At 78.0% G+C, this 13406-nt stretch carries 12 protein-coding genes and 1 riboswitch; of the genes, 7 read left to right on the top strand and 5 right to left on the bottom strand.

The window, feature by feature from the left end; all coding sequences use genetic code 11:
- Together ACRYR7_RS07120 and ACRYR7_RS07115 are read right to left on the bottom strand one after the other, a co-directional pair.
- A partial coding sequence (locus ACRYR7_RS07120) for a sugar porter family MFS transporter (RefSeq protein WP_432571378.1) occupies nucleotides 1-1420 on the bottom strand: 1420 nt, incomplete at its 3' end.
- 137 nt (nucleotides 1421-1557) lie between these two features.
- Nucleotides 1558-1812, bottom strand: a complete 255-nt coding sequence (locus tag ACRYR7_RS07115) for a hypothetical protein (protein ID WP_432571377.1) — start codon at nucleotides 1810-1812, stop codon at nucleotides 1558-1560.
- Nucleotides 1813-1902: 90 nt separating this feature from the next.
- On the opposite strand from ACRYR7_RS07115, the gene ndk reads away from it, so the two are divergent.
- The gene (ndk, locus tag ACRYR7_RS07110; RefSeq protein ID WP_432571376.1) at nucleotides 1903-2337 is read left to right on the top strand and encodes a nucleoside-diphosphate kinase; all 435 of its coding nucleotides are present in this window, start codon (nucleotides 1903-1905) and stop codon (nucleotides 2335-2337) included.
- Between the two features lie 84 nt (nucleotides 2338-2421).
- On the top strand, nucleotides 2422-2838 hold the full coding sequence (locus ACRYR7_RS07105; protein ID WP_432571375.1) for a VOC family protein: 417 nt from the start codon (nucleotides 2422-2424) through the stop codon (nucleotides 2836-2838).
- A gap of 57 nt (nucleotides 2839-2895) precedes the next feature.
- Here the strand turns inward: ACRYR7_RS07105 and acs are convergent, their stop codons facing one another.
- Nucleotides 2896-4887, bottom strand: coding sequence for an acetate--CoA ligase (acs, locus tag ACRYR7_RS07100; RefSeq protein ID WP_432571374.1), 1992 nt, complete (start codon nucleotides 4885-4887; stop codon nucleotides 2896-2898).
- 127 nt (nucleotides 4888-5014) lie between these two features.
- On the opposite strand from acs, the gene ACRYR7_RS07095 reads away from it, so the two are divergent.
- From ACRYR7_RS07095 to ACRYR7_RS07075, 5 genes are all read left to right on the top strand, one after another.
- Nucleotides 5015-6277, top strand: coding sequence for an LLM class flavin-dependent oxidoreductase (locus ACRYR7_RS07095; RefSeq protein ID WP_432571373.1), 1263 nt, complete (start codon nucleotides 5015-5017; stop codon nucleotides 6275-6277).
- An 11-nt stretch (nucleotides 6278-6288) separates the two neighbouring features.
- Complete coding sequence (locus ACRYR7_RS07090; protein ID WP_432571372.1) at nucleotides 6289-7704, top strand: NtaA/DmoA family FMN-dependent monooxygenase; 1416 nt, start codon at nucleotides 6289-6291, stop codon at nucleotides 7702-7704.
- The gene (locus ACRYR7_RS07085; RefSeq protein ID WP_432571371.1) at nucleotides 7701-8537 is read left to right on the top strand and encodes a DUF1684 domain-containing protein; all 837 of its coding nucleotides are present in this window, start codon (nucleotides 7701-7703) and stop codon (nucleotides 8535-8537) included. The genes ACRYR7_RS07090 and ACRYR7_RS07085 overlap by 4 nt, the downstream gene beginning before the upstream one ends.
- An 11-nt stretch (nucleotides 8538-8548) precedes the next feature.
- Nucleotides 8549-9049 carry a Fe-S cluster assembly sulfur transfer protein SufU gene (gene sufU / locus ACRYR7_RS07080; protein ID WP_432571370.1) on the top strand — a complete coding sequence of 167 codons (501 nt, stop codon included), beginning with the start codon at nucleotides 8549-8551 and terminating at the stop codon, nucleotides 9047-9049.
- Between the two features lie 51 nt (nucleotides 9050-9100).
- A riboswitch (SAM riboswitch) is annotated at nucleotides 9101-9187 on the top strand.
- 9 nt (nucleotides 9188-9196) lie between these two features.
- Nucleotides 9197-10036: a class I SAM-dependent methyltransferase gene (locus ACRYR7_RS07075; RefSeq protein ID WP_432571369.1), complete on the top strand. Its 840-nt coding sequence runs from the start codon at nucleotides 9197-9199 to the stop codon at nucleotides 10034-10036.
- Here the strand turns inward: ACRYR7_RS07075 and ACRYR7_RS07070 are convergent.
- Nucleotides 9972-12038 carry an FAD/NAD(P)-binding protein gene (locus ACRYR7_RS07070; RefSeq protein ID WP_432571368.1) on the bottom strand — a complete coding sequence of 689 codons (2067 nt, stop codon included), beginning with the start codon at nucleotides 12036-12038 and terminating at the stop codon, nucleotides 9972-9974. The two genes, ACRYR7_RS07075 and ACRYR7_RS07070, sit on opposite strands and share 65 nt — an antisense overlap.
- 183 nt (nucleotides 12039-12221) lie before the next feature.
- Nucleotides 12222-13397 carry an ROK family protein gene (locus tag ACRYR7_RS07065; protein ID WP_432571367.1) on the bottom strand — a complete coding sequence of 392 codons (1176 nt, stop codon included), beginning with the start codon at nucleotides 13395-13397 and terminating at the stop codon, nucleotides 12222-12224.
- Nucleotides 13398-13406: the final 9 nt, after the last annotated feature.

Genomic DNA, 13406 nt, shown 5'->3' with positions numbered 1-13406 from the left:
CCCCCCCCCCCCCCCCCCCCCGCCCCCCCCCGCCGCCCCGCCCCCCCCCCCCCCCCCCCCCCCCCCCCCCGCCCCCGCCCCCCCCCCCCCCGCCCCCCCCCCCCCCCCCCCCCCCCCCCCCCCCCGGGAAGGTGGTGGAGATCGCGAAGTTCGCCAGCCACTGCGCGGCCGCGGCCACGGCCAGGGCGGCGGCGCGGATGCGGTTGGGGAACATCTCGCCCAGCAGCACCCACACCACCGGGCCCCAGGTGGCGCCGAAGGAGATGACGTACACGTTGGCGGCGATGACCGCCACGGTGCCCCAGGGCTGCGGCAGGGAGGGGTTCTCGGCGCCGCCGGTGGCCTGGGCGAAGGACAGGGCCATGACGGCCAGGGAGGCGACCATGCCGATCGAGCCGGCCAGCAGCAGGGGCTTGCGGCCGATCCTGTCCACGGTCGCGATGGCGATGAAGGTGACGACGACGTTGGTGACCGAGGTGATCACGGACGTGGTCAGCGCGTCGGACTCGTCGAAGCCGACGGCCTGCCACAGCGTGGTGGAGTAGTAGAAGATCACGTTGATGCCGACGGCCTGCTGGAAGACGGAGAGCAGGATGCCGACCCAGACGATCGGCTGCAGGCCGAAGCGCGGGCCGCGCAGGTCGCGCAGGCTCGGCTCGTCCTCGCGGTGCACGCTGGTGCGGATGTCGGCCACCTTGCGCTGCAGCGCCTCGATGCTCAGGGCGCCGAGCACCCGGCGCAGCACGTCGGTCGCCTTCTGCGTCTCGCCGCGGGCGATGAGGTAGCGCGGGGACTCGGGCACCTGCAGGGCCAGGAACGCCCAGATCAGCGAGGGGATCACGCCGACGAGGAACATCCAGCGCCAGGCCTCCCAGCCCAGCCAGGTGCTCTCGGCGGCGCCGCCGGCGGTGTTGGCGATGAACGCGTCGGACAGCAGCGCGGCGAAGATGCCCACGGTGATGGCGAGCTGCTGCAGGGAGCCGAGGCGGCCGCGGATGTACGCGGGGGCGACCTCGGCGATGTAGGTCGGGGCGATGACGGAGGCCACGCCGACGCCCAGGCCGCCGACGACGCGCCACAGGATCAGGTCCCACACGGCGAAGGCGAAGGCGGAGCCGACGGCGCCGACGGCGAAGAGGACGCCGCCGATGACCATGACGGCCTTGCGGCCGAAGCGGTCGGCGATGCGGCCGGCGAACCAGGCGCCGACGGCCGCGCCGAGCAGCGCGCAGGAGACCGCGAAGCCGGACAGGGCGTCGGAGAGCTGGAACTGGTCGGTGACGGCGCCCACGGCGCCGTTGATCACCGAGGTGTCGAACCCGAAGAGGAAGCCGCCGATGGCCGCCACGATCGAGATGAGCACCACCGTGGTGGTCGCCTTCTGCTGTTCGGGGTCGTGGCTGGCTGGGGCGTCTGACATGCCGGGCTCCTCGTGCTCGTGGTGCGCTTCGTGCGGGTCGCAGCGGAGGGCTCCGGGTCCGGAGCCCGTGCCCGATGGTCCGCCTGCCCCTGCGCCCGTGCACGCCGGGGGGTGCCCGCGGCGCTCCGGGCGGGGTCTCAGGCGTCCTCGCCGCGCGCGGTGGCCAGGTCGTGCGCGGCCAGGTCGACGGCCTCCTCCGCGCGGCGGGCGGCGTCGACGAGGCCGGCGAGCGCGGAGCCGTCGGGCACGCGCGCGGAGCGGGAGGCGTACGCCCTGGACAGCGCCCTGGCCTCGGCGGCCAGGTCGGCCAGCACCTCGGCGGCCTCCTCGCGCGCGGCGCGCAGGGCCTCCTGCTGCGCCCGGGTGTCCTCGCGGTCGCTGCGCAGGCCCACGGCGGTCCTCCTCGTGCTCTCGTCCCCCGGGTGGGGCGGCCATCCTGCCAGCCGCCGGCCGGCGGGCCGGGCTCCGCTAGGGTGCGGGCCGTGGCCACGCAGACCGACGTCCAGCGCACCCTCGTCCTCGTCAAGCCGGACGGCGTCCGGCGCAACCTGACCGGGGAGGTGCTGCGGCGGATCGAGGCCAAGGGCTACTCGCTCGTGGCGCTGCAGCTGCGCACGGCCGACCGCGAGCTGCTCGCCGGGCACTACGCCGAGCACGAGGGCAAGCCGTTCTACGAGCCGCTGGTGGAGTTCATGTCCTCCGGCCCGGTCGTGGCCGCGGTCGTCGAGGGCCACCGCGCCATCGAGGGCTTCCGCTCCCTGGCCGGCACCACCGACCCCACCACCGCCGCGCCCGGCACGATCCGCGGCGACCTGGGCCGCGACTGGGGCCTGAAGGTGCAGCAGAACCTCGTGCACGGCTCGGACTCGGAGGAGTCCGCGGCCCGCGAGATCGGCCTGTGGTTCCCCAACCTCTGACGCACCGGTGAGTCCCGCGCCCGGGCGCGGTCCCCACGGGCGGGAGGGCCCACCCCGGGCCCTCGACCCGCGAAGGAGCCGGCCGTGCGCATGATCTTCGTCAACCTCCCGGTGGCCGACCTGCAGGCCTCCGAGGGGTTCTTCACCTCGCTGGGCTTCGTGAAGAACCCCGCCTTCAGCGACGACGGCACCACCTGCGTCGTCGTCGAGGAGAACGTGGTCGTCCTGCTGCACTCCCCGGAGAAGTGGAAGGGCTTCCTGCGCTCCGAGCCGGCCGCGCCGGGCACCACCGAGGTGGTGCTGGCGCTGTCGGCCTCCAGCCGCGAGGAGTGCGACGACCTGCGCGAGCGGGCGCTGGCCGCCGGCGGGGCGGAGTACGCCCCGGCGGTGGACTTCGGCTGGATGTACGGCGTCAGCTTCCGCGACCCCGACGGGCACGTGTGGGAGCTGAGCTGGATGGACGTCGAGGCCGCCGCCCGGGCCGGCGGCCCCGCCGCCTGAGCGCCCGGCCGGGGCCGCCGGGGACCGCCTGAGCGGTGGCCCCCGGCGCGCCCCGGCTCAGGCGCCCGGGCGGGAGGCCGCGTAGCGCGCCCAGGCGGCCTCCACGGCGGCCAGCGCGCTCTCGTCCTGCAGCGAGGTGACGTCCCCGCCGCCGCGCCCGGCGGTCATGTCCGCCATGAGCCGCCGCATGATCTTGCCCGAGCGGGTCTTGGGCAGGTCCGGCACCACCACGACGTCGCGGGGCTTGGCGACCGGCCCGATGGCCCGCGCCACGTGCGCGCGCAGCTCCTCGGCCAGCGCGTCCTGCGCCGGCGCCGCCCCGCCCGGGCCCTGCTCCGGCGCGCCGCCGCGCAGGATGACGAAGGCGACGATGCGCTGCCCGGTCGTGGCGTCGGGCGCGCCGACCACGGCGGCCTCCGCCACCCGCGGGTGCGCCACGAGCGCCGACTCCAGCTCGATGCTGGAGAGCCGGTGCCCGGAGACGTTGAGGACGTCGTCGATGCGACCGCCGATCCACACGTACCCGTCGGCGTCCCGGCTCGCCGCGTCGCCGGCCAGGTACCAGCCCCGCTCGGCGTACGGCTCCCAGTAGGACTTCACGAACCGCGCGTGGTCGCGCCACACCGTGCGGGCCATGCCCGGCCAGGGACGGGTGATCACCAGCACCCCGGTCTCGCCCGGGGCGGTCTCGCGGCCCTGCTCGTCCACGACGGTGGCCGCCAGCCCCGGCAGCGGCACCGTGCCCGAGCCGGGCTTGAGCGGCGTCACCCCCGGCAGCGGGGCCACCACCGCCGCGCCGGTCTCGGACTGCCACCAGGTGTCCACGATCGGGCAGCGCCCGCCGCCGACCTCGCGGTGCAGCCACAGCCACGCCTCGGGGTTGATCGCCTCGCCCACCGAGCCCAGCAGCCGCAGCGAGGACAGGTCGAAGCGCGCCGGCAGCTCCGGGCCGTGCTTCATGAAGGTCCGCACCAGCGTGGGGGCGGTGTAGTAGGTCGTCACCCCGTACTTCTCGATGACCTCGAAGTGCCGGCCCGGGTGTGGGGTCAGCGGGGAGCCCTCGTAGATCACCTGGGTGACGCCGTTGGACAGCGGGCCGTACATCTCGTAGCTGTGCGCGGTCACCCACGCCAGGTCCGCCTGGCACCAGTAGACGTCGTCGTCCTTGACGTCGAAGACCGCCCAGTGCGACCAGGACGTGTGGGTGAGGTACCCGCCGCTGGTGTGCACCAGGCCCTTGGGGCGCCCGGTGGTGCCGGAGGTGTAGATGATGAACAGCGGGTTCTCGGCGTCGAAGCCGGGCGCGGCGTGCTCGGTGCTCTGCCGGTCCACCAGCTCGTGCCACCACACGTCGCGCCCCGGCGTCCACGGCACGTCCGGCGTCAGCTCGCCGGTGCGGCGCAGCACGAGCACGTGCTCGACGTGCTCCAGGCCCTCCACCGCGGCGTCGGCGGCGCCCTTGACGGCCACGGCCTTCCCCCGGCGGAACTGCCCGTCGGTGCACACCAGCAGCTTCGCGCCGGTGTCCTCCACCCGGAAGCGCAGCGCCTCGGCGGAGAAGCCGCCGAACACCAGGGAGACCACCGCGCCGATGCGCGCGCACGCCATCGTCGTCACGATCGTCTCGGGCAGCACCGGCAGGTACAGCACGACCCGGTCGCCGTGCCCGACGCCGAGCTCCTCCAGGGCGTTGGCCGTGCGGCACACCTCGTCCTGCAGCTGGGCGTAGGTGATCGTGCGGCTGTCGCCGGGCTCGCCCTCCCAGTGCAGGGCCACCTTGTCCCCGCGGCCGGCGGCCACGTGCCGGTCCACGCAGTTCACCGCGACGTTGAGCCTGCCGCCGACGAACCACTGCGCCGTCGGCAGGGTGGAGCCGTCGAAGACGGTGTGCCAGGGCTCGTCCCACTGCAGCCGCTCGGCCTGCTCGGCCCAGAACGCCTCCGGGTCGGCCTCGGCGCGCGCGTACTCGCCCGCCCCCACGTTGGCCCGGGCGGCGAACCCCGGCGGCGGGGGGAACACGAGGTCGTTCTCGGCGGGGGCGGTGCTCATGCGCGCGGGTCCTCCCGGGGTCGTGGGTCCGGCGGTCAGGGTACCCACCGGGCGCGGGCCCCCCGGCGCGGCGACGGGGCCCGCCGGCGCGGGAACAACGGGGGGCGCCCGCGGTGCTGCGCTGGACGTGCCCGCCGAGACGACAGCCCCGCCCGCGCCCGCCGCGGACCACGCCCCGCGCCCGCACCCCGGCCTGCACCTGGCCGTCGAGCTGGACGGCGCCGGGCGCCACCCGGCCGCCTGGCGCGAGCGGGGCGCCGACCCGGCGGGGCTGTTCACCTCCGCGCACTGGCGGCGCGCGGTGGCCCCGGCCGACGCGGCCGACCTGGACCTGGTGGTGCTGCCCGACGAGTTCCGCCTGCTCAGCGGGCGCGAGGGCGAGCAGCGCGGCCGGCTGGAGGCCGCGGGCCTGGCCGCCCACCTGGCGCCGCTGACCCGGCGCACCGGCCTGGTGCCGGTGGTCACCACCACCCACACCGAGGCGTTCCACACGAGCAAGGCGATCGCCACCCTGGACCTGGTCTCCACCGGCCGCGCCGGCTGGCAGGTCGGGGTCTCGGCCACCGAGCAGGAGGCCGCCGCCTTCGGGCGCCGCCCGGCGGCCCTGCCGGCGCAGCTGTGGGAGGAGGCCGCCGAGACCGTCGAGGTGGTCCGCGCGCTGTGGGACAGCTGGGAGGACGACGCGGTCGTGCGCGACGCGGCCACCGGCCGCTACGTGGACCGCGCCCGGCTGCACCACGTCGACCACGCCGGCCGGCACCTGTCGGTGCGCGGGCCCTCGATCACCCCGCGCTCGCCGCAGGGCCAGCCGCTCGTCGTGGTGCCCGGCGAGGACGGCGCCGCCCGCGACGCGGCCGCCGCCGGCGCCGACGTGGTGCGCCTGACCACCCCGGACCTGGCCGTCGCCGTGCACCGCGCCGCCGAGCTGCGCGCCGCGGCGGGCGGGCGGGCGCTGCGGGTGCTGCTGGACGTGGAGGTGCTGCTGCGCCCCACCGGCGCCGAGGCCCGCGAGGTGCTGCGCCGCCTGGACGCGGCGGCGCCCACCCCGCCGCGCGCGCTGCGGCACGTCGGCACCCCCGGCACCCTGCTGGGGCTGCTGCGCCAGGTCGCGGCCGCCGACGGCCTCGACGGCGTCGTCGCCGTGCCGCTGGACCTGCCCGCCTCGCTGGACGCGCTCACCGCGCAGGTGGTGCCCGCGCTGCGCGCCGAGGGCCTGCGCCCGCCCGCCCCCGCGCCCGGCGAGGCCCCGCCGAGCCTGCGCGCCCGCTTCGGGCTGCCCCGCCCCGCCAGCCGGTACGCCGCCGGCGGCACCACCGCACCCACCGCCGCCACCGCACCCACCGCCGCCACCGCACCCGCCACACCCACCACCGCCGCGACCGGCGCCTGAGGAGGACCGACGTGAGCACCACCCCCGCCGGTCCCCGGCCCGACGTCCCGCGCCGCACCGGCGCGCAGCGCAAGCAGATCCACTTCGGCGCCCACTTCCCGGGCGTGAACTCCACCACCGTGTGGCGCGACCCGCGCGCGGGCAGCCAGACCGACTTCTCCTCCTTCGTGCACCTGGCCCGCACCGCCGAGCGCGGCCTGATGGACTTCTTCTTCCTCGCCGAGGGCCTGCGGCTGCGCGAGCACCTCGGGCGGATCTTCGACCTGGACGTGGTGGGCCGCCCGGACACCCTGCCGGTGCTCGACGCCCTGGCCGCGGTCACCGAGCGGATCGGCCTGGCCGGCACGCTGAACGCCACGTTCAACGAGCCGGTGGAGCTGGCCCGCCAGCTCGCCACCCTGGACCACCTGTCCGGCGGGCGCGCGGCGTGGAACGTCGTCACCTCCTCGGACGCGTTCACCGGCGAGAACTTCCGCCGCGGGGGTTTCCTGGCCCGCGAGGACCGCTACGTGCGCGCCGCGGAGTTCGTGGAGGTGGCGCGGCGCTCCTGGGACTCCTGGGCCGAGGACGCCCTGGTCGCCGACCCGGGCAGCGGGGTGTTCGCGCGCTCGGCGGCCGTCGCCCCGGTGCGCTTCCGCGGCCGGCAGTTCGACGTGCGCGCCGACGGCGCCCAGCTGCCGCGCAGCCCGCAGGGCCACCCGGTGCTCCTCCAGGCCGGCGACTCGCCCGAGGGGCGCGAGTTCGGCGCGGCCACCGCCGACGCCATCTTCACCCTGCACGGCACCCTGGAGGCCGGGCGGGAGTTCCGCGCCGACGTCCAGCGCCGGATGGCCGCGCACGGGCGCGCGCCGGGGGACGTCAAGGTGCTGCCCGGCGCCACGTTCGTGCTCGGCGACACCCCGGCCGAGGCGGCCGAGCGGGCCCGCGAGGTGCGCTTCCAGCAGGTCGGCCCCGAGCAGGCGGTGGCGTTCGTGGAGCAGCTGTGGGGCCGGGAGCTGCCCGGCCTGGACCCCGACGGCCCGCTGCCGGCGCAGGACCCCGACCCCGAGGCGGTCGCCACCCGCGGGCGGGTGCAGCACGCCAAGGACCGCGTGGGCACCGCCCGGCGCTGGCGGGAGCTGGCGCGCGCCAACGGCTGGGGCGTGCGCGAGCTCGTCGTGGAGGTCTCCGCGCGCCCGCAGTTCGTCGGCACCCCGCAGCAGGTCGCCGAGGAGGTCGACCTGTTCGTGCAGGCCGACGCCTGCGACGGCTTCATCCTCATCCCCACCCTGACCCCCACCGGCCTGGACGAGTTCGTCGACCGGGTCGTGCCGCTGCTGCAGGAGCGCGGCACCTACCGCACCGGGTACACCGGTGAGACCCTGCGCGACCACCTGGGCCTGCGCCACCCGCACCGCAGCAGCACCGCCACCGAGGAGACCGCGTGAGCACCACGACCACCCCCGCCGACACCGCCGGCACCGCCGGCACCGCCGGCACCGGCGACACCGCCGCCCGCCGCGGCTGGGACGCCTGGCGCGCCCGGCGCACCGAGGTGCTCTCCGACCCGCACGGCTGGCTGAGCCTGACCGCGCTGCACTGGCTGGGCGGCGCCCCCGCCCGCGCCGGCGACCTGCCGGGGCGGTGGTGGAGCGCCGCGGACGGCGTGCACGTGCGCGCGCAGGAGGTCGACGGCCTGCTGCTGGACGGCGCGCCGCTGACCGGCGAGCACGTCCTGCACCCGGTCGACGACGGCGCCGGCGTGACCGTGGTGACGGGGGAGCGGCACGTGGAGGTGCTGCGCCGCAGCGGGAACGCCGGGCTGCGGGTGCGCGACCCGCGCTCGCCGGTGCTGGCGGGGTTCTCCGGGGTGCCGGTGTTCGGCTTCGACGAGCGCTGGGTGCTGCCCGCGCGCCTGGAGGCGGACGAGGACGAGGTGGTCGTCGGGTCGGTCGTGGCCGGGCTGAGCCAGGCGCGCACCGCGGCCGGGCGGGTGACCTTCACCACGCCCGACGGCGTGGAGCGCTCCCTGCTGGCGCTGCGCTCGGGCGAGGGCCTGCAGCTGCTGTTCACCGACCTCACCAGCGGCGTGAGCACCTCCGCCACGGCCCGCTCGCTGACGGTGGCCGCCCCCGGGCCCGACGGCGCCCTGGTGCTGGACCTGAACCGCGCGCAGAACCTGCCGTGCGCGTTCACCGAGCACGCCACCTGCCCGCTGCCCCCGGCCGGCAACCGGCTCGAGGTCGCCGTCGAGGCCGGCGAGCGCGCCCCGCGGGCCTGAGGGGGGCACCGGTGGACCTGCACCGGCAGCTCCTCCTGGAGCACGCCGGGTCCCCGCACGGGGCGGGCCTGCGCACGCCCTTCGCCGTGCAGGTGCACCACGTGAACCCCGTGTGCGGGGACGAGGTGACCCTGCGCGTCGACCTCGCGCCCGGTCCGGGGGGCGACCCCGGTGGCGCCGTGGTGCGCGACGTCTCCTACGAGGCGGAGGGCTGCTCGATCAGCCGCGCCTCCGCCTCCGTGCTGCACGACCTGGTCGTGGGCCGGCCCGTCGCGCAGGTGGAGGACGCGCGGCGGGCGGTGCACCGGATGCTCACCAGCCGCGGGGAGGACCCCGGCGACGAGGACGTGATCGGCGACGGCGTGGCGCTGGCCGGCGCCGCGCGCTACCCGGCGCGCGTGAAGTGCGCGCTGCTGGCCTGGTCGGCGCTGGCCGACGCGCTGCTGCGCGCGCCCGGCCCCGACGCCGACCCCGCTCCCGACCCCGCCCCTGAGGCCGACCGCGCCCCCTGAGGCCCGGCCCGCGGGGCGCCCCGCCCCCGCCGCGCCTGGCGTAGGCTGCCCGGACCATCCAGAGCGACCGAGAGACCTGGCTCGAGGACGTCGCAGCAACCCCCTCGTGGAGGGTGCTCACGCCAGGACCGATGGGGAGGCACCACCGTGAGCACCACCGCGCCCGCCGGGGGCGGACCGACCGAGGCCGAGCGCCGCGAGGCCGCCGCCTGGTCCACCTGGCAGCAGTCCCCGTGGGGCCGCCTGCGCTACCGCGTCGTGGCGGCCCTGCTGCGCGGGGCGCTGGAGGAGCTGGGGCCCGCGCCGCTGCGCGTGCTCGACGCCGGCGGCGGTGACGGCCGCGACGCGCTGCAGCTCGCGCTGGCCGGGCACGCGGTCACCGTCCTGGACACCTCCGCGGACGTGCTGGGCGCGGCCCGCGCCGCCGCCACCGCCGCCGGGGTCGCCGAGCGCCTGCACACCGTCGCCGCCGGCCTGGAGGACCTCAGCGCGCTGGCCGCGCTGACCCGGCACCGCGCCGGCGGCTCGGGCTCCTTCGACGTGGTGCTGTGCCACGACGTGCTCCAGCACCGCGGCAGCACCGCCCAGGTCGCCGCGGACGTGGCCACGCTGACCTCCTCCCTGCGCCCGGGCGGGCTGCTGTCGCTGCTGGCGCCCAACCCGGCCGCGGACGTGCTGACCGCCGCGCTGCGCGAGGGCCCGGCGCAGGCGTGGGTCCTGCTCGACGCCGAGCGCGGCGCGGACCCGGGCACCGGCAGCTCGGTGCTGCGCCTGGAGCCGGACGCGGTCGAGCGGGCCGTCGCCGCGGCCGGCGGCGAGGTCGTCGCGCGCCACGGGGTGCTGACCGTCACCGCGCTGCTGGAGGACGCCGGCCGGGCCGACGAGCGCTCCGTGGCCGACCTGGAGGAGCTGGAGGTCGAGCTCAGCCGGCGCGACGGGTTCCGCCGGACGGCGCGCTACTGGCACCTGCTGGCGCGCCGGCGCTGACCGCCGCCAGCAGCGAGGCGGCCAGCGCGTCGTTGAGCCGGAAGAACCCCGCGTCCAGGCCCGGGCGCGGGAACGCCGGCGCCCACCCGCCGCCGGCCACCCACGGCCCCGCCGCGAACCGGCGCGGGTGCGCGGTGCCGTCGGCGCGCTGCACCCGCCCGTCCTCGTCCACCGCCAGGCGCCCGCCGGTGAACACCTCCCCGCCCTCGTCGCGGAACTCCCGCTCCACCGCCTCGCCGCGCGCGGACAGGTTGCGCAGCAACGGGTCCGCGGCGTCCCGAACGCTGGGGGAGGGCAGCCGGGCGTCGATCAGCACGCGCGCGGCGAGGTGCACCGGCCCGTTGCCGCCCACCGCCGTCCACGCCTGCGCCGCCTCGTCGGGCTGCACGCGCAGGTCCCCGCCGAGGAAGCGCACCACCCCGGCGTCGGCCAGCGCGAGCAGCTGGCGCAGCCGCTGCGGCGGCGGGCCGGAGGCCACGCAGCTGAAGAACCCGTGCCACCAGCCGTCCACCTCCAACGCGGTGGAGCGCGCGTCGAGCAGGCCGCGCGCGGCCAGCGCCGCGACGACGCCGTAGCAGGACAGCAGCGCGCTGAACACCGCCGCGTCGGCGCTGTGCGCGGGGTCGCCGCGGCGGGCGACGTCGGCGGCGACGTGGGCGCGCACCCGCTCGTGCACGCCCCGCGCGGTGGGCGAGGACCACCCGGCCAGCGGCCGGTCCAGGCGCGCCAGGTCCAGGCGGTCGGCGGGGTCGGGCACCGCCTCCTCCACGAGCGCGTCCAGCTCCGCCGAACCCCACGGCGCGGCCGCGAACCGGGCGTCGAACTCCCGCGCGGGCACCCGGGTGCGCTGCGGGTGCCCGGCGAACAGCTCCCCGTAGTGCGCGCCGGCGAGCTCCTTGGCGATCAGCGGCCACACGTCCCGCCGCAGCCGCAGCGGGCCGCCGCGGCGCGCGGCCAGCTCCTCGGCCGCGGCGACGGTGCAGAACCGCGGCAGCGCCGGGCGCCGGGCGAGCTCGTAGGTGATCTTCGAGCGGTAGGGCACCCCGCGCCGGGAGCCGACGTGCAGGACGGGCTCGGCCCCGCTGGGCCGGTAGACCAGCTCCCCGCCGGGGCCCTGCTCGTACCGGCCGCCGCGGCCCTCGGTGAGCAGCACCACCAGGTCCACGAACGCCAGGCCCATCCCGGCCACCACGACGTCCTCGCCGGGGCGCACCGCCACGAGGTCGTCCTCCAGGCCGAGGTCGCCGGTGTAGGCGGGGGCGACGTAGCCCAGCCCGTGCCGGTCGGCGAACGCGGCCAGCTCCCGCTCGCGCGGGCCGGGCAGCACGTCGGGGTGCCCCTGCGCCAGCAGCACCGCGTCCACCTCCAGCGCCGCGCCCCCGGCCAGCCGCACCCGCTGGCGCCCCGGGCCGGCCTCCCCGGCGCCCCCGTCGTCGGCCAGGTCCACGACCCGGTCGGCGTGCACCCGCACCCGCACGCCCGCGGGCAGGCCGGCCAGCACGTGCCGCCAGGCGGCCACGAGGTAGCGCCCGGTCAGCGCCCGCGAGGGGAAGCTGCCCGCCGCGAGCGCGCCGGCCTCCGCGGCCAGGCCGTGCTCGCCGGCCGCGCGCAGCTGCGCCACCAGCTCCGCGCGGTGCGCCTCGACCCAGGCGTGCAGCGAGGGCCCGGTGCGCACGGGGGCGGCGACCGTCGAGGTGCCGTCGGGCAGCACGGTGACGTCCGCGGCGCGCGAGTTCGCCCACAGCAGGTGGTGCTGGCCCGGGCGCCACACCCGCCCCGAGCCCGGCGGGTGCGGGTCCACCACGTGCACGACGAGGGGCCGGCCCGACCCGGCCGCGTGCGCGCCGAGGCGGTCGAGCACCCCCAGGGCGCGCGGGCCGGCGCCGACCAGGCACAGCACCACCGCGTCGGCGGGGTCCGCGGGACCGGCGGGGTCCGCGGGGGAGCCGGGCAGCGGTGCGCGGGCGGAGGGGACGAGGGGGGCGGGGGACGTGCGGGACACGGCGGGGTCCTTCCCTGACGGCTGCGGGCCCCCGGCGGCGGGGGCGGGGCGGCGTCAGGCGGGACAGGTGGCGGCGTGCGTGCGGCACAGGTCGACGTGGCGGCGCCGCACCAGCAGCCCGTTCGTCGCCCCGCGCGTCCTCACCGCACCAGGGTACGGGCGGACGGCGCGCCGCGCGGGGCGTCAGCGGCGGTCCCCGAGCACGAACGTGCGGATCGCCGTGACCGCCGCCCCGCGCGCCCACTCGGCGAAGCCGGTGTGCTGCACGTGCACGTCGAGGGAGGAGGCGTGCGGGCTGCGGTGCGCGGCGACGCCCGCCCGCAGCGCCGCGGCGCCCACCTCGGCCAGCCGGGCGTTCTCCCCGGAGACCAGGACCTTCTGCGGCATCGTCAGGTTGCCCACGGCGGCCACCAGGACGCCCAGCGCGCGGGCGGAGTCGTCCACGACGCGCCGGGCCAGCGGCTCGCCGGCCACGGCCAGGTCGAGCACCTCCTCGAAGCCCACGAGGCGGCGCAGCGCGGCGCCGGCGCGCGCCTCCACCGCGCCGCGGGTGAGCATGGCCTCCGCGCAGCCGGTGTGCCCCTCCGGGCACAGCGGCCCGGCGGGGTCCAGCGGGAAGTGCCCGAGCAGGCCCACGCCGGCGTCGGGGCGGTCCAGGACCCGGTCGTGCACGACGAGGCCGTAGCCGACGCCGGTGCCCACCACGATCAGCGCGAAGTGCTCGCAGCGCCGCGCGGTGCCGAACCACTGCTCGGCGCGGGTGAGGGAGAGCACGTCGTTGTCGACGACGACCGGCAGGCCCAGCTCGGCCTCCAGGGCCCGGCCGAACGGCACCGACTCCCAGCCGAGGTAGCGCGCGGAGAGGACCTCCCCGTCGGGGGAGACGCGCCCGCCCAGGCTGACGCCCACGGCCCGCACGTCCCGGGCCGGGGCGCCGGTGCGGGCGGTGAGGGTGCGCACCAGGTCCCCGACGGTGGCCGTGCAGGTGGCCGGGGAGCGGTCCGCCAGCGGCGCGCGCACCTCGGTGACGACGTTGGCGCGCAGGGTCGTCAGCACCGCGTAGGCGGTGTCGGCGGTGAGCTTGACGCCGACGAAGCCGTGGGAGAGCTCGTTCACGTCCAGCGGCCGGGTGGGCCGGCCCGAGGCCGCGTCGTAGGCGCCGGTGGTCTCCACGAGCAGGCCGGAGTCCAGCAGGGGCCTGGACAGCCGGGTCAGGCTGCCGGCGGACAGGTCCAGGCGGCGGGCCAGCTCGCTGCGCGGCAGCGGCCCGTCGAGCAGCACCTCCAGGGCGATGCTGTGCGCCGGGCCGGTCAGGGGCGTCCAGGCGGTGCCCGGCCTGGCGGTGCTGGTGAGGCTCACGGGTCTCCT

Origin of the sequence: Kineococcus gurbantunggutensis, from assembly GCF_050871925.1 — a bacterium.
GTDB lineage: Bacteria > Actinomycetota > Actinomycetes > Actinomycetales > Kineococcaceae > Kineococcus.
This window is presented reverse-complemented; position numbering and strand designations above follow the sequence as displayed.